This window comes from Arthrobacter sp. P2b, from assembly GCF_900168295.1.
In the GTDB taxonomy this organism is placed as follows: Bacteria; Actinomycetota; Actinomycetes; order Actinomycetales; family Micrococcaceae; genus Arthrobacter.
In genome coordinates, this window is the sequence record NZ_FVZL01000016.1 from 51,797 (window position 1) to 72,779 (window position 20,983).

19 protein-coding genes are annotated in these 20,983 nt (G+C 67.5%); 8 read left to right on the forward strand and 11 right to left on the reverse strand.

The window, feature by feature from the left end; all coding sequences use genetic code 11:
* Positions 1 to 153: 153 nt before the first annotated feature.
* Complete coding sequence (locus B5520_RS18185) at positions 154 to 381, reverse strand: hypothetical protein (protein WP_079598475.1); 228 nt, start codon at positions 379 to 381, stop codon at positions 154 to 156.
* A gap of 500 nt (positions 382 to 881) precedes the next feature.
* Here B5520_RS18185 and B5520_RS18190 point away from each other — a divergent pair, with 500 nt between their 5' ends.
* Positions 882 to 1,358 (forward strand): hypothetical protein, encoded by a 477-nt coding sequence (locus B5520_RS18190; RefSeq protein ID WP_079598476.1) that lies wholly within the window; start codon positions 882 to 884, stop codon positions 1,356 to 1,358.
* Between the two features lie 616 nt (positions 1,359 to 1,974).
* On the opposite strand, the gene B5520_RS18195 is transcribed toward B5520_RS18190, so the two are convergent.
* From B5520_RS18195 to B5520_RS18205, 3 genes are all read right to left on the reverse strand, one after another.
* Entirely contained in the window at positions 1,975 to 2,769 is a 795-nt protein-coding gene (locus B5520_RS18195) for an alpha/beta fold hydrolase (RefSeq protein ID WP_079598477.1), read from the reverse strand.
* A gap of 62 nt (positions 2,770 to 2,831) precedes the next feature.
* Complete coding sequence (locus tag B5520_RS18200; RefSeq protein WP_079598478.1) at positions 2,832 to 3,464, reverse strand: dihydrofolate reductase family protein; 633 nt, start codon at positions 3,462 to 3,464, stop codon at positions 2,832 to 2,834.
* Positions 3,465 to 3,619: 155 nt separating this feature from the next.
* The gene (locus tag B5520_RS18205; protein WP_139386258.1) at positions 3,620 to 4,465 is read right to left on the reverse strand and encodes a hypothetical protein; all 846 of its coding nucleotides are present in this window, start codon (positions 4,463 to 4,465) and stop codon (positions 3,620 to 3,622) included.
* Between the two features lie 96 nt (positions 4,466 to 4,561).
* Between B5520_RS18205 and B5520_RS18210 the strand changes: the two genes are divergently transcribed.
* Positions 4,562 to 7,276, forward strand: a complete 2,715-nt coding sequence (locus B5520_RS18210) for a PEP/pyruvate-binding domain-containing protein (protein ID WP_079598480.1) — start codon at positions 4,562 to 4,564, stop codon at positions 7,274 to 7,276.
* On the opposite strand, the gene B5520_RS18215 is transcribed toward B5520_RS18210, so the two are convergent.
* The 4 genes from B5520_RS18215 to B5520_RS18230 form a co-directional block, all read right to left on the reverse strand.
* Positions 7,191 to 8,177, reverse strand: a complete 987-nt coding sequence (locus tag B5520_RS18215) for an NAD-dependent epimerase/dehydratase family protein (RefSeq protein WP_079598481.1) — start codon at positions 8,175 to 8,177, stop codon at positions 7,191 to 7,193. The genes B5520_RS18210 and B5520_RS18215 overlap by 86 nt on opposite strands.
* Positions 8,174 to 10,888, reverse strand: coding sequence for an alpha/beta fold hydrolase (locus B5520_RS18220; RefSeq protein ID WP_079598482.1), 2,715 nt, complete (start codon positions 10,886 to 10,888; stop codon positions 8,174 to 8,176). Before B5520_RS18220 ends, B5520_RS18215 begins: the two co-directional genes overlap by 4 nt.
* The gene (locus B5520_RS18225) at positions 10,882 to 11,904 is read right to left on the reverse strand and encodes a 3-oxoacyl-ACP synthase III (protein ID WP_176156915.1); all 1,023 of its coding nucleotides are present in this window, start codon (positions 11,902 to 11,904) and stop codon (positions 10,882 to 10,884) included. The genes B5520_RS18220 and B5520_RS18225 overlap by 7 nt, the downstream gene beginning before the upstream one ends.
* Positions 11,905 to 12,053: 149 nt before the next feature.
* Positions 12,054 to 12,746 (reverse strand): LmeA family phospholipid-binding protein, encoded by a 693-nt coding sequence (locus B5520_RS18230; RefSeq protein WP_254865626.1) that lies wholly within the window; start codon positions 12,744 to 12,746, stop codon positions 12,054 to 12,056.
* A gap of 104 nt (positions 12,747 to 12,850) precedes the next feature.
* On the opposite strand from B5520_RS18230, the gene B5520_RS18235 reads away from it, so the two are divergent.
* The 3 genes from B5520_RS18235 to B5520_RS18245 all read left to right on the forward strand — a co-directional run bounded on the left by B5520_RS18235 (position 12,851) and on the right by B5520_RS18245 (position 14,915).
* On the forward strand, positions 12,851 to 13,855 hold the full coding sequence (locus B5520_RS18235; RefSeq protein ID WP_079598485.1) for a bile acid:sodium symporter family protein: 1,005 nt from the start codon (positions 12,851 to 12,853) through the stop codon (positions 13,853 to 13,855).
* Between the two features lie 132 nt (positions 13,856 to 13,987).
* Positions 13,988 to 14,536, forward strand: coding sequence for a hypothetical protein (locus tag B5520_RS18240; RefSeq protein WP_254865627.1), 549 nt, complete (start codon positions 13,988 to 13,990; stop codon positions 14,534 to 14,536).
* Between the two features lie 112 nt (positions 14,537 to 14,648).
* Positions 14,649 to 14,915, forward strand: a complete 267-nt coding sequence (locus B5520_RS18245; protein WP_079598486.1) for a hypothetical protein — start codon at positions 14,649 to 14,651, stop codon at positions 14,913 to 14,915.
* A 43-nt stretch (positions 14,916 to 14,958) separates the two neighbouring features.
* On the opposite strand, the gene B5520_RS18250 is transcribed toward B5520_RS18245, so the two are convergent.
* The 3 genes from B5520_RS18250 to B5520_RS18260 form a co-directional block, all read right to left on the reverse strand.
* A complete protein-coding gene (locus B5520_RS18250; RefSeq protein WP_104443639.1) occupies positions 14,959 to 15,855 on the reverse strand; it encodes a diacylglycerol/lipid kinase family protein in 897 nt (298 codons plus the stop codon).
* 69 nt (positions 15,856 to 15,924) lie between these two features.
* Positions 15,925 to 17,136, reverse strand: coding sequence for a YncE family protein (locus B5520_RS18255; RefSeq protein ID WP_079598517.1), 1,212 nt, complete (start codon positions 17,134 to 17,136; stop codon positions 15,925 to 15,927).
* A 147-nt stretch (positions 17,137 to 17,283) separates the two neighbouring features.
* On the reverse strand, positions 17,284 to 18,123 hold the full coding sequence (locus tag B5520_RS18260; protein ID WP_079598488.1) for an alpha/beta fold hydrolase: 840 nt from the start codon (positions 18,121 to 18,123) through the stop codon (positions 17,284 to 17,286).
* Between the two features lie 260 nt (positions 18,124 to 18,383).
* Between B5520_RS18260 and B5520_RS18265 the strand changes: the two genes are divergently transcribed.
* From B5520_RS18265 to B5520_RS18275, 3 genes are read left to right on the forward strand one after another with little or no spacing between them, the layout of a single operon-like run.
* Positions 18,384 to 19,376 (forward strand): NADP-dependent oxidoreductase, encoded by a 993-nt coding sequence (locus B5520_RS18265; protein ID WP_079598489.1) that lies wholly within the window; start codon positions 18,384 to 18,386, stop codon positions 19,374 to 19,376.
* Positions 19,377 to 19,425: 49 nt separating this feature from the next.
* Positions 19,426 to 20,286 carry an alpha/beta fold hydrolase gene (locus tag B5520_RS18270; protein ID WP_079598490.1) on the forward strand — a complete coding sequence of 287 codons (861 nt, stop codon included), beginning with the start codon at positions 19,426 to 19,428 and terminating at the stop codon, positions 20,284 to 20,286.
* A 55-nt stretch (positions 20,287 to 20,341) separates the two neighbouring features.
* A complete protein-coding gene (locus B5520_RS18275) occupies positions 20,342 to 20,944 on the forward strand; it encodes a TetR/AcrR family transcriptional regulator (protein WP_079598491.1) in 603 nt (200 codons plus the stop codon).
* Positions 20,945 to 20,983: the final 39 nt, after the last annotated feature.

The window sequence follows — 20,983 nt, forward strand, 5'->3', positions numbered from 1 at the left end:
ACGGATGCGGCGCCTCACTCGGTGATAACGGGGTGAATGCCCCGCTAGCGCAGACGCTATTCCTCGGGTTAAGGGCAGTCAATATGCTGGGCATACCTAATGCCTGGCACCTCCACAGTGGCCAATCCTGCGGAGACGAAGGAGACGGGCGGGCTACGGCTCAGCCTGTGTCAAGAGCCATGCTGCGTCCATGTCCGGCGTGGGCTTTGACCGGCGAACCTTGCGCAGCAGGACGATGAACGGCAGGAGCAGTAATTGGAGGACACCTGCTGCAATCAACAGCACAACGACGAGGACGACGATCGGTAAGTACAGCATGAACACGCCGGCAAGGGTGGCAAAGTACCCGAAAGTAAATCCGAGAATTGTCCCGGTATCCATGTCTACCCCCAAGAACTATTTACCGTGAACCGGATGAAGCTTGTGTGTTGTTGTCGGCGGTTCGACGCCTCGCACGGCCCTTCATGTGCGGACTTTCCTGACGCCCGGCCTGCGGTGCCGGGCTGGATGATGCCCGGTTATGGGGCGTACCCGGTGCCAAGGCCTGTACGGGAGCTCACTGTTAGGAGCGGTGGGAGGGGCAGCCGAAGCCACCAGCGACGACCCTTTCCGGCGGCGCCGCAAGCGTAGGAGTACGAAGACCGTTAATCCCATCCAAGCGAAAGCTGCACCGAAGATTAGGACTACTGACGGGATCGTACCCATGCCTGAGTGTAGGCCCGGAACAGGCTGCAGTCCTTACCTGTTTTCTGAGTGCTGACTACTCGTGACACCAGCGCTGGTACCTGCTGCGGAGGTCTTCCAGTCCGAGCCAAATACCCTTTCTTCTGTCACGCCGCCGGCCGTAGGCTATGGGCATCCATCCCACACAGGAGGCACCCATGCGTACGGCAGAACCCATGACTGAAACCGAGCAGCTCCACCATCTTCTGGAAAACCTCACCACCCGTCTGGCCAGGGGCAAGGAATGGGCCACGCCCGGTGTGCAGGCTGCTCTGCAAAGAGCGGTGGCCGGCCTGGATACCGGCATCGAAACTGCGTCCCCGCGCCTGCAAATGCTTCTGCGCGCGCTGGCGGACGAGCTTGCAGGCGGTGTGGAGACGCTGACTCCCCGGGTGCGGGAACAGTTGAAGCGTGTTGGGCCGAAAGCCACTGCTGAGGTCCCGGTGGAAGCGGGTCGGTCGGCAGCCAGGACATTGTGGTGGCTCGGCGCGATGCTGCTCGCGGCGGGGGCCGGAGTGGGCGTGTGGCGCTCCTTGCAGGCATCAGGGGAAGAGTCTGCGCCCTCGCTAACAGTGCAGGAGACCGGCAGCAAGAGTTCTGATGATGACCCCGAGCTCGCCGCTGGCCGGATATAAGGGATGCGCGCCGGGAACCCCCCAGGAAGGCTCCGCCGCCGCAAAGCCCGGAACAGCAGCTGATGACGGAAAGTGCAGCTTCTTGGCTTCTAAGAGACTGATGGACGATTTTTGGCTGCAAGTGCGGCGAGGTCCCGGATCAGCCGCTGGACTTCATGTTCCCGGCCTCTTCGGGGCGGGGTCAGTTGCACCGCGCACGGCCTTACCAGGCGGCTCTTAGGCGGAGCTGGAACAGGAGCGGACGTTCGCGGCTCCATTGACGGCCGCGATTCCTTTGCCCCGAGCGGATTATTCATGCCCTTACGTCCCCCTCGACGTAGTTGTTCTGCTGCCCTGTAAAAACACCTTAGGAAGCCAGAGGACCGGGCGGAAGCGCATATGTCCACCGTCGGGATTTATTGTGCCGATCTTGAGCCTTCGCTGCGCCAAAGGGGCACCTGCGGGCCATCAAGCACCGGGTGCGGAGCCGGCGACGGCTGGGGGAGGCGTTCGTGGTCTCAGGCGAACGCCCACGTCGCCGGCTCCAGTCATCACCATATGGCCCCTACCTTCGGGGAGCCCGAGTAATTGATACGCGTTTCGTAAAGCCGGCGTACCTACCCAAGGTTTGTGGCGGTTAATCGAGCGCACGAAGGAACGTCCTCACCTCGGCATTGAAGGCGTCGGCGGCCTCCATGTTGCTCAGGTGCCCGACGCCGGGGAGTACGACGAGCTGCGATGCGGGAATTCTCCTGTGCAGCTCCTTCCCGACCGCCAACGGCGACCGCGCGTCGAGGTCGCCATGCAGCACCAGCGTCGGGATGTCGATGTCAGGGAGGATGCCGCGCAGATCGGCATTCGCCATCGCCCGGAGCATCGTCAAACTGGCTCGCGGGTGAATACCGGACATCAGCGCGAGTGTTTGTTCGGCCATTTCCCGCGGTGCAGACTCGGTGAGCATGCCGGGCAGGTACTTGGGCAGCCAGTCCTCAGGAGGCTGAGTGATGTCCTCACTGATCATCTGAACGCGCCGCTGCACCTCGTCGGCTGGCAGGGAGCCGGCCCAGCCGGCATACGCCCCCGCCAGAATCAGGCTTCTGGGCAGGCTCGAGTGTCGCCCATAGAGCGCCAAGGCAAGTGCTCCGCCGAACGACAGGCCAAGGACGTGCGGGCGGGGCAGGCCAATTGCTTTCACAAACCCGGCCAGGGTGTCGGCGTAGTCGTCCATGGAGAAGGACTCGGGCGGATCGTCGGATCCCCCGCTGCCCGGAGCGTCCCAGGCGACCAGGTTGAACTCGTCACCGAGAGCGTCGAACTGCGGGCTCCAGGATCGGCTGTCAAAACCAAAGCCCCCATGAAGAAGGATGAGGGGTTCGCCCGATCCCACAACCCGGTAGTTGATTTTGAGGCCGGACACGGTAACTGCGCCCATCTACGTAGCTTGGCATCCGGCGGCCAAGCCTGGCAACGCTGCCCAGACGACGGTCCGGGCTGCTACGTCCCGGTCCACGTTTCTGCAGCTACCCCGTACTCCGGCCGTCCGGCGGGCCGGTACTTCTGGATGACGAGACCGCGGGATGTAGTGGACGACTCGAGGAGCTCTAGCTTGTAGTCCGGCCCGGACTCCGGGAACAGCCTGTTGCCCTGACCGATGACCACGGGATAGACAGTCAGGTCGAGTTGGTCCACGAAGTCATTGGCGAGCAACCAGCGGACGAGGGAGAGGCTGCCGGGCACAACCAGGTCGCCCTCCCCCTCCTCTTTCAGCTTCCGAACGTGTGATGCAATGTCACCGGTCAGGACAGTCGTCGGTTCCCACGCCGGCTGGGAAAGGGTGGTTGACACGACGTACTTCGGGCGGTTGTTCAGCGCCGCAGCGACCGGATCATCCGCCGCGTCTGCCATCCCCGAACCCCAGGAACCGGCGAACACCTCGTACGTCCACCTGCCGAAGAGGAATGCGGCGGCGTTGCCGTATACCTCGTTAAGGTAGTTGCGGGACTCGGGGTCCAGCAGGGGCCCGGCCCAGCCCCCGCGTTCGAAGCCGCCCCGACGATCCTCATCGGGACTACCGAGGCCTTGCATGACGCCATCGACGGTGACGTTCATGGTGACTTTCAATTCCATGTCCTGCTCACTTTCTCCGGCGATAGGTACAGGTGCGGGATGAGGCGGGATTGTGTCAGCCCGACCAGTTTCCACCCTGCGGTTGAGGCACCGCTACCCATGCTGTCCGTCTTCACAAAGGTGTGCTTATCAAGTAGGACTCCTGGCCCCCGCTTTTATCCGGCACCCGTAGGTTCGGCGGATGGCACGAGCCGGTAGGCGAAGCGGCCGTCCACACCATCGTCCGGGCTTATCGTGAAATCTGCTCCCTGCGTCGGCAGCAGCATGGGCGTCTTGACCGCCTGCCCGTCGCACGGAACCCGCACGGGGGCAAGGACTTCAGCACCCGCCGTCGTCGACGCGGACAGCTCAGCAAAGGTCGGCCCTATGCAGACAAAATGCAGTTCGTACTCGCCCGGTTCGGCCATAAGCGTTCCCGTGGTGGTCGTGTTGCCGCCGCTGGTACCGCGCAACTCCCCCGGGATGCGTGGCTGCAACTGCTCCGCTGACCACTCCGACAAGTCCTCCAGCTCCGAGGCCGTGGGGTCCGGGTTGGTCTTCACCTTGACCCCCGTTGCGGACGGCTTGCCCACGGGCGGGACCGCACTGATGGTGATGGGCCCGCCGTCGTGCCTGAGGAACCGGTCCAGCGCGGAGTCGCATGTGAAGTCCGTTGCCTCCGGCACACCGTCAGCCCCCAGGATGGTGAGTTTAGCCCCGTACGCCCCGGCGCAGGCGCCTGTCACCATGTAGTCTCCGGGCGCCAGATCCAGCAACAGTTTTCCGGCCGGCTCCGCCTCGGACGGCATGCCGGGGTCCGCCGGGGAAGCCTCAAGCAAACGCGCCACTTCATCGACGTTTTCCTCGAAGGACCGGGACGGCGGTGTTGCCGCCGGCGGGGACGCCGGGGCCGGCTGATCCTCCGGCCCGGCATACTCACAGCCGGCAAGGGCAACGGCCAGAACGGCCACACCGAACAAAAGTCCCCCGCGCCGTGCCGGCGCTCCCCCATGAGCTGACATGGGTCCGAGTCTATGGCCTGCCGCCTCCGGCAGTGCCAGTATGTGGAGGATCAGGTTCACTCCAGGCGCCGATCGGGCAGCAAGGACGCGCGACTCATGACGTATGTAACGGGTTTGGCCGACGTGGGACCGCACGACGTTGCCCTGGCCGGCGGCAAGGCCGTCGGATTGGGCGGCCTCATCCAAGCGGGACTGCCGGTCCCGCCGGGGTTCGTCCTGACCACCGCCGCCTACTCCGATTTCATCGCCGAAAACAACCTTGCGACGGCGATCCAAGACGTTGCCGCGCTGCCACCGCAGGCGTCGCCGCAGGACTACGAGGACGCCTCGGAGCGGCTCCGCGCCCTGTTCAGCAGCGACGCCATGCCCGCCGGGATCACAGCCGAACTAAACGCAGCCTACGGGCTGCTCGGCGGCGAAGGCGCAGCAGTGGCCGTGCGGTCCTCCGCCACCGCCGAGGACCTCGCCTCGGCAAGTTTCGCCGGGCAGCAGGAAACCTACCTGAACGTCCGCGGCGCGGAGGCGCTGACAGAAGCGGTGATCCGCTGCTGGGCCTCCCTCTGGACGGCGCGCGCCATGGCCTACCGTGCGCGCGAAGGCGTGGGACCGGACGAGGTGCGCCTCGCCGTCGTGATCCAGCTGATGGTGGAGGCCGAGGCCGCCGGGGTCATGTTCACCGCCAACCCCGCCAACGGGCGGCGGGACCAGACGGTGATCAGTGCCGCGTGGGGCCTGGGCGAATCGGTGGTCAGCGGGACGGTCACCACCGATGACGTGGTGGTCGACGCCGGGACCGGCACCGTGGTCTCGCGGCAGACGGCGGACAAGGACGTCATGACCGTCTACGCGGAGAACGGGACCCGGGAGCAACCGGTGGCGGCAGACCGCCGCCGTGAGCCCGTCCTTGATGACAGCGCGGCGGCCGAGCTGGCCGGGTACGGACAGCGGATCACGGAGCATTTCGGGACGCCGCAGGACGTCGAGTGGGCGCGCACCGCAGACGGTTTTTTCATCCTGCAGTCCCGCCCCATCACGGCGCTGCCGGACCCGGCGGCCGACACCCCAGACACCTGGCCCCTCCCCTATCCCAAGGGGCTCTACTTCCGCGCGAGCATCGTGGAACAGCTGCCCGATCCGCTCTCACCGCTGTTCGCCGACATGGTTGACGGGTCCGTGGCGCGGTCGCTGCAGGCACTGCTGGCTGAGGCCCTGGGCAAGAACGTGATCCGCGACGGCGACGTCGGGCTGCCCACCATCAACGGCTACGCCTACTACTATTACCGCACCTCGGGCATGTGGCGGATGATGGGTAAGGCGCCGGCCGCCGTCGGGGCGCTGGCCCGCGGCAAGGCGCACATGGGAGTGGCCGGCTGGCGCGAGTTCTCCCACCCCCGGTACGAACGGGTGATCAAGGACTGGTCCGCGAAGCCCCCGGCGCAGCTCACCGGCGGGGAACTGCTGGCGGGCGTGCAGGCGCTGCTGGATGCCGGCACCGTCTACTACACGGCCGTGCAGTCCATCATTCCGCTCGCCGCCACCAGCGAGCTCTCCTTCCGGGCGTTCTACGAGAAGTTCGTCCGCCGCGACGGCGATCCCGCGGCCCAGACGTTCCTGCTCGGCTACGACAGCGAACCCATCCGCGCGGAGAAGTCACTGTACGACCTCGCCGGCTGGGCCCGCAGCGATCCCGGGCTGACGGCTGCTTTGCTGGAACGTCCGACGGCGGTGCTCACCGAGAGCCAGCGCACCGGTTCCGCACCCGAAGGGGTGGACGGGGTCCTGTGGCAGGAATGGTGTATCGCCTTCCAGGAGCATCTGGGCCTCTACGGCCACGCGGTCTACAACCTGGATTTCGCCAGCCCCGTGGCGGCCGACGATCCGTCCGCCCTGCTGGAGACGGTGAAGTTCTACCTGCGCGGGCAGGGCATCGACCCCCACGAGCGGCAGCGGCTCTCCACCGAACGCCGGGAGGAGCTCACCCGCCAGATGACCGAGCGCCTGGGACCCCGCCGGCGGACCGCGTTCCTCCGGCTGCTCCGCTGGGCACAGGAGACGGCGCCGATCCGCGAAGACGCGCTGGCCGACGTCGGGCTAGCTTGGCCGCTGCTGCGGCGGATGCTGCTGGAACTCGGGACGCGGCTGGTGGGTTCCGGCGTCATCGCGTCGCCGGGCGACGTGTTCTGGCTGCGCTTCCAGGAGCTGCGCAGCGCCGTCGAATTCGGCCTCGCCGACGCCGCGGCCGGGGCCGGCGTGGCCATTTCCGGAGCCGTCCGGCCCGTCCGCGCCGCCGCCGTCGAGGAACGCAGGATGCTCTGGCGGGGCCAGGCGAAGGCCGCCGCCCCGCAGATGCTGCCCGAGAGCCGGTGGATGGAACGGGCCTTCGGGTCCATGATGCCGGCCGGATCGCAGCACCAGCACGGCGACGTCATCAAGGGCGCCGGGGCCAGCGCGGGCCGGGTCACCGCTCCCGCGCGCGTCCTGGCCGGACCGCAGGACTTCGGCCAGATGAAGCCCGGGGACGTCCTGGTGGCCCGCATCACCACTCCCGCGTGGACGTCGCTCTTCGCGATGGCCTCCGCCGTGGTGACCGACGTTGGCGGACCGCTGAGCCACAGCTCCATCGTGGCCCGCGAGTACGGAATCCCCGCCGTCCTCGGCACCGGCGTTGCCACGCAGCGGCTTGCCACCGGCCAGCAGATCACGGTGGACGGCGACGCCGGAACGGTCACCCCCGAGCGGCCGGCCGGGAACGGTAGTGCTCCGCCAGCCTCGCCAGTCCCTCATCGATGGAGACGGAGGGGGTCCAGTTAAGGAGTTCGCGGGTCTCGCGCTGATCGAACCAGTGGGCTGTGGAGAGCTGCTCGGCGAGGAACCGGGTCATCGGTGGCTCCTCGTGCCTCCCGGACCAGGTCCACAGCTTCTCCACCACCGCTCCCGCCACCCGTGCCACCGCACCGGGCACGGACCACGACGGCGCGGGGACGCCTCCCGCGGCGCAGATGCCCGCCAGCAGCTCGCCCACCGGGCGGGGCTCGCCGTTGCTCACCACTAACGCCCTGCCGTGAACGTGGTCCATCCGGTGCAGCGCGGCGGCGATGGCCGCGGCGGCGTTGTCCACGTACGTGGTGTCGATCAGGGCCCCGCCGGCATCGAGCAGCGGCAGGCGCTTACGGCTGGCGCGGGCCAGGACCCGTTCCACCAGCTGCGTGTCACCCGGGCCCCAGACGATGTGGGGCCGCACCGCAGCGACCCGGAAATCAGGTGCGTCCGCTGCCAGCGCCAGCAGCTCCGCCTCAGCCTTGGTGCGGGAGTAGTCCCCGTGGGCGTGCTCCGGGTCGGCCGGCTCCGCGCCCAGCCCCGCGATGGCGGCGCCGGAGTTGGCCACGGACGGGGAGGACACGAACACCACGTCCCGTACCTTGGCTGCCCGGGCGGCTTCGAGGAGGCGGCGGGTCCCTTCGACGTTGACCTCGTCGAACTCCTCGGCGCGGCCCGTGAAGGACACCTTCGCGGCGAGGTGGACGACCCCTTCGGCGCCCTGGACTGCTTCCCGGAGCGCATCATCATCCGTGACGGACCCGCGAAAGTCCGTGGCGCCGTCGACCCCTGACGGACGGCGCTGGAAGGTGGCGACATCATGGCCCTGGCGCACCAGCAGCCGGGCAACTTCTCCCCCAAGCAGCCCGCTTGCGCCCGTGACGAGGACCCTCACGGCTTTCCCGGACGGCCGCCGGCCAGCACCCTCGACGCCCAGCGGGACAGCCGGGTCCTGTCGATCTTGGCGTTGTGCCGGACGTCGGTGGGCTGCGCGGGGACTGCGAGCACGGCCGAGACCTGGACGCCGGACTTAAGGGCTGCCTTCCGCACATCCCCGGCCAGCTGCGTCCCGGCAGGGCCGGCTTTCCGCGCGGGCGGGACGGTCTCGACGACGGCGACCACAGCCTGGGTGCCCGCCGGTCCCACCCCGGCGATCGCCGCCAGCCGGACGCCGTCGAGCCGTTCGATGGCCTGTTCGGCGCCCACCGGCGTCACCACTCCACCGGGCGCCGTGACCACGTGGGCGAGGCGTCCCTCCACCCAGAGCCGGCCGGCGGCGTCGAAGTGCCCAACGTCGCCGGTGCGGTGCCACCCGGGCAGGCTGTTGCTCTCCTGCTGCGTCAGCCAAAGCCTGTCGTACGCTTCCTTCACGTGCGGGGCGCTGACCAGGATCTCGCCGGTGACCCCGGGCTCCGTCACGGGTTGGGACCCGGATGCGGTGCCGTCCGCTGCCAGCGGGACGACGGCCACGCGGGCGCCGTGCACCGGCCACCCTACGCACACGCCGTTGCCTGCTCCCGCTACGGCGCCGGCAGAAGTCTCAGTGCCGGCGGCAGCATCGGCGTCGGCGGCCTGGATCTGTTCCAGGCTGATGTCTGTGACCGGCAGCGCCTCGGTCATCCCGTACGGGGTATGCAGCGAGGCCGCCGGCAGCAGCCGCTGCACCTCGGCAAGGAGCGGTTCCGGGACGGGCGCGCCGGCGGACAGGAGCAACCCGATACCTTCCAGCGCTTTATGCCCGGCCTCGTTCAAACCATCCTGAGTGGCAAGGACATTCCGCAAAGCCGCCGGCGAGGCGAAGACCACCGTGGCGTCGATGGCCGCGGCGGCGTCGGCGAGCGCGCTGGCCGTCAGGGTGCGGGGTGCGGTGACGTCCATGGCCGGCGTCACCGACACCGCTCCAAGCGCCGGTCCCAGCAGGGCGAACGGGGCGAAGCCTGCCACCAGCCGGGCACCGGAGCGGATGCCGAACGTTTCGGCCACCGTGTCCCGCATCGCAGCCAGCTTCCGGTGCGTGTAGAGCACGCCTTTGGCGGGGCCGGTGGAGCCGGACGTGAAGAGGACGGCGGCCGGGGCATCCGGATCCACGCTGTCCGCCAGCTGCCCAGGGCTGCGGCCGGCACCGGAGCGTGCCAGGGCCTCAAGGGAGTTTTCGACCCCTAGCATCCGACGGCGGGCGGCCGGGAGGTCCCGCACGCTGATCCGCCGTCCCGGCCAGCCGAGCACCGAGGCAGCCGCCAGTGCCTTGTCGATGCCGATGAGGAAGTCGGGGGTGGCGCCTTTCACGGCGCGGCTGAGGCCTTTGGTTCCCAGCCCGGCGTCGGCCACCACCACCACCGCGCCCAGACGCAGGCACGCGTACAGGGCTACGGTCAGGTCCACGCCGGGCGGAACCATCAGGCTGACCCGGCTGCCGCTTCCCACTCCGACGTCCCGCAGCCCCGCGGCGAGATCCAGGATGTTCCGGTCCAGCTGCCGCCAGCTGAGGGAGCGGGCCACCGTGCCGTCCGACGCCATTTCCGCGACGGCGGTGTCCCCTCCAGACGGACCCGCCGCCTGCTCGCCAAGCAGGTCCCACAGAGGCCGGAATTCCGACGGCGCCGGCTCGGCTGTTTCCTTCGGACCCTGGCTCCCGGCCGTAATGGCTTCGGTTTCAAGGGATCCACTGCCGTCTGCACTGATGTTTCCGGCGAGCCACTGGAAGATCGGCGCGGCAATATTCCGGTCTTCCGCCACAAGGTGGCCGGCGCCTTCGAAGCGGTGCACGTCCGCGTGCGGAAGCCGGGTGATGAGGTCCTTGAGGTACCGGTCCGAAAAGATGGGATCCTTGGGGCCCCAGAGCATGAGCGCCGGGACTTTCAACCCGTGGAGCCCTTCCGCCACGCCGCTGAGCGCCGGGAAGCTGGGGTGGGAGGCGTCCACGGGAATGTCCGCCACAAATTTTCCCACTCCGGCCCGCCTGTCGGCTCGGCAGTAGGGGGCCATATAGGCCTCGCGCACGTCGGCGGGCAGCGGCGGGTGCGCCAGCGAGTGGGTCACCCGCAGGAAGGCGTCCGACGTCGTTGTTCCCCACTGGTGCACCGCAGGGTGCAGCGCAAGCCGCAGGGCCGGCGGGATGTCCGACCCGGATGGTTGGTGGACGGCCGTGTTGGTCAGCACCACCCCGGCGAGGTGCTGCGGGTGGGCCAGGGCCCAGCCCAGGCTGATCACGCCGCCCCAGTCGTGGCCCACCGTCACCACGGGCCCGTCCAGGCCGAGCGCGTCCGTCAGGTCACCGAGGTCGCTGATCCGGTCGGCCAGCCGGCGGAAGGTGCCGGTGCGCTCCGAGTAGCCCATATCCAGCTGGTCCACTGCCACCACCCGCCATGGGTGTACCGGATCCGATCCAGCTGCCAGCAGCGTCCGCCACAGGTATGACCACGTGGGGTTGCCGTGCACGCACAGCAGAGTACCGGCGGGAGCCAGGCCGAGCCTGGCGAGCTGCGCGCCGTTGTCCAGCACGTGCCAGCGGCGAACCGTCCCCGGTTCATCGGCCCCGGACGTGGACTGGACATCAATTTCGCGCGACCACTCCGGATCGACGCCAGGCCAGTCTGCGGCTACCAAACGATTTCCATCATGGCGGTGTTCAGCCCGGACCCGACGCCCATGCAGAGCACCCGGTCCCCTGCTTCGAGGGATTGCGCCTCAGCGGCGAGGGTCATGGGGAGCGACGCCGGGCCCACGTTGCCCCAGTGCGGGAACGTGATGGGCACCTTGGCAGGATCCAGGTCGATGGCGTCGATGATGGCCTGCGTGTAGGCGTTGCTCACCTGGTGCGTGACGTAACGGTCCATGTCTGCCCAGTCCCACTCCGGACGCGCTTCGTGCCAGGCGTCGACCACAAGCTGCAGGCCGCCGTCGAGCAGGCCTTTCGTGTCGGTGGCCATGCCGTCAATGCCGCCCACGCACAACTCATGGTGTTCGGTGCCGGCGCGCATCACGCCGCCGACGATCCGGTGCGCACCCGGGTGCTGGTCCGCCGGGCCCAGGACGGCGGCGGCAGCTCCGGAGCCCAGGGTCAGCGTGGCGAACTCGCGGTTGAAGTCCTCGCGCGTGGTCTCGGGCCGCTGGAGACGGGCCAGCGTGGCCTCCTGCGTGGCCTCGGCATCCTCGGCGTTGACGATCATGGCGTACTTGATCTGGCCGGAGTCGATCATGTTGGCCGCCAACGTCAGGCCGTTCACGAAGCCCAAACAGGCGTTGGCAAGGTCGAAGTTCATGGCCGACGACGGCAAGCCCAGCCCGTGGTGGATCTTCACCGCAACGGACGGCTCAAGGTTCCGCCGCGTGACCGAGGTGTTGATCAGCAGGCCGACGTCGGACGGTTCCACGCCGGCCTCGGCCAGGGCCTTCGCGCCCGCTTCCGTGGCAGCATCATCGAACGACGTCCCGGCCGCCCACCAGCGCCGGTGCGTGACACCGGCAACCCGCTCAAGAAGCCGGGGCGGGAACTTGAGCCGGTGCAGGGTGGACGCCAACCTGCGGTCGAAATCCGTGGAACTCACAATCCGTGGAGCTTCGACACTGCTCACCGAAAGCAACGCGGTGTTGCTGTGCCGGAAGGTTGCATTTCCTGCCAATTCAAGCCCCTGTTCGTTTCCGTCCTGCAGCCATGCGCTGACAGTACGTTAGCCGACTGACCAGAAACGCGATGGTAAGCATGCTTAGGATATGTTACAGGCGCATCGGCGGGCCGCCAACCAAAAGTGGACAAGCTGCGCGGGCGACTTTATGGGACAAGCCTGACGTTCCCGCCCCGGAGGCTGGTACGGAAGCCGTCATCCTGGACGGTGACGTCCTCAAGCACGAGGCCTTCGGGCAGGCCCTCGATGCTGTGTTCGATGGTGACGAATGTGCGCACGACGGCGGCGGTGGCCCCGGAGAGGAAGTCCGGCCCGCCGACGTCGATCGAGCTGGGCTCGACAACGAGTTTGCCGCCCTCTACCTCCACCGCTCCGGTGGCGGTGACAAGCAGTTCGCGGCCCAGGGCCTCGACGGTGCGGACCACCGTGGCCTGGCCACCGTCGGCGGGACGGACCACGGACCCGCCGCCAAGCTCGTCTGCGACAACCTCGAACGGGACCGTCGCGTCCACGGCCAGGCGTGCAGCCACCAGCCCGTCCGGCCCTGTCACGACGTCCTGCCCGACCGCCCGGACGTCACGCAGCATCGAGCCCGCAGCCACCACTGTCCCGGAGTCCAGCTCGATGTCGGCAAGCCACACCTCGTCCCCGTCCAGGTCCGCGGGAGGCTCGGCGCCTGGCCGGTACCCGGCACCCTCCGTCGGCAGCGGTACGGGGCGGGTTTCTCCCCCGCCGGCCGGGCTGCTCGCCACCCACCACATGATCACCACCGCGGCCGCCAGGAGGAAGACCATCCCACCGGCACCGATCAGCCAATCCTTCGCACGCGTCCACTTCACTAGGACAGTATGGGTGGCCAGGCAGCCTTCGGCCGGCGCTTCGCACGTGTCATCATCAGGAGCTGATTCCGGAACCGAACTCCCGCTGTGATAATCCGGTAGGTATGTCTTCCTTATCCCAATCGTCCACGACGGCATCAGCCGCCGAGGAACGCAGCGCCCGCATCGCCGTTACCCTCTTTCCCTTGCTCATCCTGGCCGGAGGCGGCGTAGCGCTTGCCGCCCCCTCAGCCTTCACGGGGCTTGCTCCCTGGATCAACCCCCTGCTCGGCGTCATCATGTTCGGCATGGGGCTGACGCTGACGCCGCCCGACTTCGCTGTCATTGCCAAACGCCCGGTCCCGGTGGTGATCGGAGTCGTGGCGCAGTACGCCATCATGCCGTTCCTGGGCTGGCTGGTGGCAGCGGCGCTGGGGCTGCCGCCGGCACTGGCCGCGGGCGTCATCCTGGTGGGCTGCTGCCCCGGTGGAACGGCTTCGAACGTGGTGTCCTACCTGGCCAAGGGTGACGTCGCCCTGTCCGTGGCGATGACCACCGTGTCAACGCTGCTCGCTCCCCTGCTGACCCCGGTGCTGGCATTGTGGCTGGCGGGCCAGTACATGCCGGTGGACGCCGGTTCCATGGCGTGGTCCATCGTCCAGGTTGTGCTGTTCCCCGTGCTGCTGGGACTGGTGATCCGGCTCTTCCTGCCGCGCCTCGTCAACAAGGCGCTGCCGGCCCTTCCCTGGATTTCGGTGCTTGCCATCACGTTAGTGGTGGTTGCCGTTGTTTCCGGAAGCGCCAAAGCCATTTTCGCCGCCGGACTGCTGGTTCTTGTGGCCGTTATCCTGCACAACGGCCTGGGGTACGCCCTCGGCTACGCTGCCGCCCGCATCTGCAAGCTGCCGATTCCTTCCAGGCGCACCACTGCCATCGAAGTTGGCATGCAGAACTCAGGCCTGGCAGCGGGGCTTGCACGGCAGTACCTGACTCCCGAAGCGGCCCTGCCCGGCGCCATTTTCTCTGTCTGGCACAACGTGTCAGGGGCGGTCCTGGCGGCTTACTGGCGCCGCCGCAGCACTCCTGTCCTGCGCGACGGTCAGCCGGTTCCGGCGGCTGTTGCGGAGTAAGCGCTTTTCCTGCCCGGCCAACATGCCGGCACCCAGCCAAGCGCCGCCGTCGTGTATTACGACGGCGGCGCTTGGCTATGTCGAGAGTCCGGGCGCAGTGACCACGCGCCGGGAAAGGCGCATAGTTGGACCATGACAATCCCTTACACCCGGGGTGACTCCTTCAGTGGCGGAGATTCCCGGGAACATATAAAACGGGCGCTCGTGGGCTACGGGGCCACCGATGTGCTTTTCAGTCAACGCGGGCACCGGAGCGCCATCGCCTTCAGGGGCGGCGGGAGGCAATTCCGCATCGTTCTTTCGCTGTCGCAATCCGACGAGATTCCCCTCGGCCGAGGGGACACAGCGGAGGGCCCTGTCCGCGAAGCGAAGTCAAAAGTGATCGAACGGGCCAACCGCAGGTCTTGGCATGCCCTTGCCCTGGCAATAGATGCCAAACTCGCGGCGGTGGCGGCCGGCATTTCCACTCTGGAAGCGGAGTTCCTGGCCCACGTGGTTCTCCCGGGGAACCGCACTGTGTTCGACGAACTCGAACCCGTCATCGACTCCGCTTACCGCTCCGGCCGGCGTCCCCTTTTCGGTGATTCGGCCCCGTCCACACCCGCCGCAGCCCCGGAGATCCCGGCAGACGTCCCGGTCCTGCACCCGGTACCGGGGCCGGCAGCCCTCGGGTGGGCATAGCTGCCTGGATTGGATTGGCTTCTCCGCCCTTTAGCGCGCCAATAGGGCGTAGACTCCGGGTACGTCGGACGCCATGTAAGCCCGTGCACGAAAGCCCTGAAAGGCACCCTCAATGACCGAGAGCAGCATCCGCGACCAGTGGCACCGGCTTCCTTCCACCGTTACCCAGTGGCTGATTGATAACCCAGGCTGCGTGATCCTTCCCCGGACCTTGTCCGCGGAAATCATTGCGGCAACGGGCCAGCCCCTCCACCAGGACCTTCACGGCGAAACCGCGCTCGGGCAGCAGGACGTGGATTTCATCCGGATGAAATCGCGCGAGGCCGAAACCGGGCACCCGGACACAAACTACACGTTCTTCGACTCCGTCCAGCCCTAGTCCCCGGACGCCGCACCGGCAACGCAGCCCCTGTGATGTTCAGTCAGATTGTGGCGAGGGCTCCCTGGGCGCTTTCCACCAGAACGTGGGTGCCGGCCTGGACATGGACCACTTCGCCGTCGATCTGGCAAGGAACAGCGTTCCGCGTTGTAAAGGCATAACTGCTGACGCTGGGTTGATGCCCCAGTCCCAGCGTGACGGCCCGAAGGGTCATCAGCGCCATCTTCCAGCGCCCGGCGTGGGGCAAGGTCACCACCTCGAACCGGCCGTCGTCCGGGTGGTGGGACTCGCTGACCGTTCCATACTTGGCCATCCGGGAAATGTTGGCCAGGATCAGGCTGTCGAAGCGCGCGGTGGCCCCGTCGTCCCGCACGAGCTCGAACGGCCTCAGGCCGGAGAGCGTCCGGGCAACCGAGATGAGTTCGAGGATTTTCCCCTTGCCGCCCTTCTCGATGCCGATGGCCATCAACGGCGTGAGCCCGAACCCTATGTAGGAGTGGGCGTAGTGAACCTGCTCCCGGAGCGGACCGCGGAAGGTGATGCGCAGCAGGTCGATGCGGCGGACCCGGTTCGCGCGGATGGCCCCGGTCAGTGACTTTTCCGGCATGCTCCGGTGATGATCGTTTGCGTTGCCAGCAGGAAGGACGGTGCACACCGCCCTGCTGCCGGAGACGTCCAGCACCCCGTTGACAACCTCGTTGTACCCACCGTCACCGCTGACCGAAACGATGAGCGGGGCTCCTTCCGTGGCCGCGGAACGCGCCAGGTCACGGGCATGACCCGCGAAGTCCGTCGGCAGGAGTTCAACATGGAGACCCGGCACATCAGCGGTGATATCCCGCTGCAGGGCATCGATCCGGTTTTCCATTCCGGCCCTGGACGGATTGAAAATCAGGACAACCCTGTCGAACGGGCCGGCAGGTGCGGGGTCATCAGCCATGGCGCCCATCCTCCCACGGTAGCGGCGGCCGTGTGGGACAGGTCCCCGGCCGCACGCTAATTCGAAGCCCTACTCCGCAGTCCAAACTGCCGCCGGCTCCACCCTGCGGACCTTCCTTTGACTGCGCAGCATTACGACGAGGGTAGCCGCACCGGCCAGCAGCAAGGCGCCCGCCCCTGCCGCGATGACCGGAAGTCCTGTACCGAAAGCGCTCCCGCCATCCCCGGCACCCGCCCGGGAGCCGTCGTCGGCCGCTGCCTCCAGCGGCTCCGACGACGGGACGGGGGCCGGAGCGGGCCCAGCCGGTCCGGCGCTGATCACTGTGAGGTTCTTATCGCCCCTGCTGACCACCGCCACCGAGCCGTCCGCGGTGACTGCGAGGCGGCCCGGGTCTTCCCCGGTGGCAATGGCGTGACTCGCATGGTCAGCCCCGGGAGGGATGACCGAAACGGTGTTGTCCCCCGCGTTCGTCACGTAAACCGTTCCGTCCGGGGCCATCACCACCTCCTGCGGTTCGCGCCCCACCCGGATCCGCCGCGCAACGGTTGTGCCGCCGGGCTCGATGACGGCGACGTCGTTGGACAGGACGTTTGCCACGTAGACCGTCCCGTCAGGCGCCGCCGCAATCCCATGCGGACTCGACGTCCGGCCCACATCAACGGTGTGCGAAGGGCCCGTGGCGCCGGCCGGGATCACCGTAACTGTTCCCGCGTACTGGTTGGCAGCATAGGCGGTGCCGTCCGCTGCCACGGTGACCTCCACCGGAGAGGGCCCGGCCTCGATCACACGGCCAATGTGCGCGCTGCCCGGCAGGACCACCGAAACGGTCCCCTCCGACGGGCTAGTTACATACAGCGACCCGTCCGGCGCCGCCGCCAGCCACTGTGAACCCTGCGTCAGCGGGATGGTGGCGGATACTTCACTGGCTCCGGGTGCCACGATCCCCAGCTCGGTTTCCATGGACTCCGTAACCTGGAGCACGTACAGCGTCCCGTCCGCGGTCATGGCCAGGGACGTCGGCCAGCGGCCCACCTTGATCTGCCGGGAGGCCTTGGCCTCCCCCGGCCGGTAAACGCTGACGCCGCCCGCCCAGTTGTAGTCGCTGACGTACAGCTCACCGTCCGGCCCGGCGGCCACGCCCAGCGGCTGGCCCGGCACGTCAATTTCCGTGGAGCTATCAGCGGACGAGTTATCGGCAGACGCAGGAACGGCTACGACGGCGGGCGCGGCCAGGAGGGCAGCGGCAACAAGGAACGGCGCCAGCGCGCGCCGGAACGGCATGATGTTCACAAAAGTTTCCCCCAAAACTGTGGCCGGCCTGCGGCGGTCTTCCGATCCTACCCGCCGCGGGCATGCCGCCCTGTCCGGGTTGCTGCTCTTCTGCCGGTTCGACGGCATAAGTACCTTACGCGGGCGGGTCCGGCGGGATTAGGCCGTGGCGTCCCCACTCGCCGTTTCCAGCCAGAAGGCCAGGATGTGCCGGGTAATTTCGGTAGGTGCCACGAGGAGCGGCGCCACGTGGCCGCCTCCTGCCACCAACGTGAACCGGCCGTCCGGAACGGTACGCGCCGCCCGCTCCGCCTCCGCTATATCGAGCAAGGCGTCGTTCCTGCTGGCCAGCACCAGGGCGGGCACCTGCAGCCGCAGCAGGACCGGCCGGAGGTCCGGACGGTGCAGCATGGCGGACTGCATGGCCCAGTATTTGCCCATCTTGTCGCCGCGGCGGAACGACTCCGTGATGGCCGCCGCAGCCGCCGGTTCGGTTTTGGCCGAACCCTTGCCAGCCAGGGCGTCCACGACCATCGAACTGAACGGCCCGGGTCCCAGAACGCGGAAGAGGTACACCAGCAGGGCCGACCGGTGGCGCTCGGCCTTGGAAAGCGGGTACGGGGGTGTGCCGATGGTGGTCAGCGTCCGGCAGCGCGACGGGAAGCTGTCCGCGAAGACAATGCCCACGTGCCCGCCCCACGCGTTCCCCACCCAGTCCACGGGGGCCGAAACGTCCAACGCATCAAGGACCTCCGCGGCGGCCTTCGCGCAGTCCCCGAGTGAATAGAGCTTTCGCGGCCCCGGACTCCCGCCGTGGCCAGGCCCGTCCAGCAGGAAAAGCTCGCGCTCCTTGAACAGGTCCTTCACTATGCCCTGGAAGGTGCTGGAGTCCACAAACAGGCTGTGCCACAGCAGGGCCGGCTTTCCCGCGCCGGACCGGCGGACCTGGATGGGACCAAGGTTCGTCTCAACCACGGTCGACGAGCTGTCCAGGAGCATGGCCGCCTCCACGAGGTAACTGCTTCGCTTGCAAAGCCTAGGGATGCAGTCTTCTCCACGGCGATGTCCGCGTCAATGCAAAAGCCGCTCACGCCGGCGGCGCTGTCTGCTGGTCCTCCCCTGAAGCGCCTAAGCCGCCTGCCCGCCGTCGTACTTAATGGCTGGGCTCCTGCGGCGCCCCCTTGACTTTTTTCTGAGCAAAGTCATAATTGAGTGTAATCAGTTATTCGTTTCTACCTATTCCAGAAGGAACACCACACATGCGAGCGTTCGTCGTCACCCAGTACAAGGAGCCACTGCGGGAAGCGGACGTGCCCGAGCCCACGGTCGGCGAGCGCGACGTGCTGGTCCAGATCCACGCAGCGGGCCTTAACCAGCTGGACGAGAAGATCCGCCTGGGTGAGTTCAAGCAGATCCTTCCCTACAAGCTCCAGCTGGTCCTCGGCAACGATGTGGCGGGCACGGTCCTGCGCGTCGGAGCAAAGGTAAGCCAGTTCAAGCCCGGCGACGAGGTCTACGCCCGCCCGGCCCAGGACCGCATCGGCACCTTCGCTGAGCGCATCGCCGTCGCCGAGGAAGACCTGGCACTGAAACCCGCGTCGGCCAGCATGGCGGAAGCCGGATCACTGCCGCTGGTGGCGCTGACCGCATGGCAGGCCCTCGTGGAGCAGGGCAACGTGAAGCCCGGACAGAAGGTCCTCATCCATGCCGGCGCCGGCGGCGTGGGCTCCATCGCGATCCAGCTCGCCAAGCACCTCGGTGCCCACGTGGCCACCACCGCGAGCGCGGCTAACGCCGACTTCGTCCGCAACCTCGGCGCGGACACAGTGATCGACTATCGCACGCAGGACTTCGAGGAGCTGCTCACCGGCTACGACCTGGTGCTGGACAGCCTGGGCGGGGAGAACCTCGAAAAGTCGCTACGCATTCTAAAGCCCGGCGGCAAGGCGATTGGGATCTCCGGCCCGCCGGACCCGGCATTCGCCCGCGAGGCAGGCCTCAATACCGTGCTGCGCCTGGCAATCGCCGGACTCAGCAGCAAGATCCGGCGGCAGGCGAAGAAGCTCGGCGTCAGCTACGAGTTCCTGTTTATGCGCGCCAGCGGCGAGCAGTTGCGCCGGATCACCGAACTGGTGGACGACGGCGTGCTGCGCCCGGTGGTGGGCAAGGTCTTCGACTTCGACGACACCCCGGAGGCACTGCAGTCCCTCGCCGACGGCGGAATCCGCGGCAAAGCCGTGGTCACGCTGTGAACCGCCCGCATCCCCTTCAGCCAACAGACCAGCCAGGAGAACAACCGTCATGAGCAATCCCGGGAATGATTCCATCATCACTTCATATGCCGATGCGCCAACCAAGACCGTCGCCGCCGGTGGCACCACCTACGCCTACCGCGAGCTGGGACCCGAGGGCGGCATTCCGGTCGTGTTCTTTGTGCACCTCGCCGCCACCCTGGACAACTGGGATCCGCGCATCATCGACCCCGTCGCCCGGAACCGCCGCGTCATCACCTTCGACCAGCCGGGCGTGGGCGCTTCAACCGGACAGGTTCCGGGCAGCATCGAGGAAATGGCCGACGACGCCTACACCTTCATCCGGGCCCTCGGGTTCGACACGGTCGACGTCTTCTCCTTCTCGCTGGGTGGCATGATCGCCCAGGACCTGGCCCTCAAGCACCCTCGCCTTGTCCGCAGGCTCGTGCTGACCGGAACCGGCCCGCGGGGCGGCAAGGACATGGACAAGGTGGTGGGCATTACGTACTTCGACATCCTCCGTGCGGCACTGACCCGGTCCGACCCCAAAGAGTTCCTGTTCTTCAACCGCAACCCCACCGGCAAGCCCGCCGCAAAGGCGTTCATTAGGCGCCTCCAGGAGCGCGTCATTGACCGGGACAAGCCGATCAGCACCGCCGCGTTCCAGACGCAGCTGAAGGCGATCCGGAAGTTCGGCCGCTCGGCCCCGGCGGACCTGTCCAAGCTCACCCAGCCCACGCTCATCGCCAACGGCGACAACGACCGGATGGTTCCCTCCGTCCTGTCCGAGGACCTGCACCGCCGCATCAAGGGATCCGAGCTGGTCATCTACCCCGACTCAGGGCACGGCGGCATCTTCCAGCACCACGCCGCCTTCGCCCCCGCCGCCGTCGACTTCCTCGCCGGCTGACGCGCCGGACCTATACTCCTTACTGAGCCCAGTCAGTTACACCGAGAGGAACGCCATGCCCGTTGCTTCCCAGCCGCTCGGACGCCGTGAGCGGAACAAGCAGCAGAAGCTCGAGCGCATCATTGCCGCCGCCAGCGAGCTGTTCGCCGAGAACGGGGTGGAGGATGTCACCACGCAGCAGATCGCCCAGAAGGCGGACATCGGCACCGGAACCCTGTTCCTCTACGCCAAGACCAAGGGCGAGCTCCTCCTGCTCGTGCAGAATGCGAACTACGCCGAAGCACTGGAGCGGGGCCGGGCCGACGCCGAAAAAACCGCGGATGTCCTGGATGCGGTGATGGCCATCGTGCGGCCCATCGTGGAATGCAACCGCAGCCAGGTGGACAACGGCCGCACCTACCTGCGGGAGATGGTCTTCGGCGACCCGACGGAGCCGCACCACGGTGAAGCGCTGTCCATCGTCGCGCAGACCGAGGAGGCCATCGCGGCCGTCCTAAGCCGGAGTGGGCTAATGGCAACCGATGCGGCAGCAACCGCGGCACGCATCGTCTCGGCGATCATGTTTATCAGCATGGCCGCCAGCGTGAACGCGGGCGCGGGCATCGAGGCGATCGTGCAGGACATCAGGACCCAGGTCAGCCTGCTGTTGCCCCGCTGACGCGGTGCCGTAACGCACCAAAGCCGCGTGCCGCCGTCG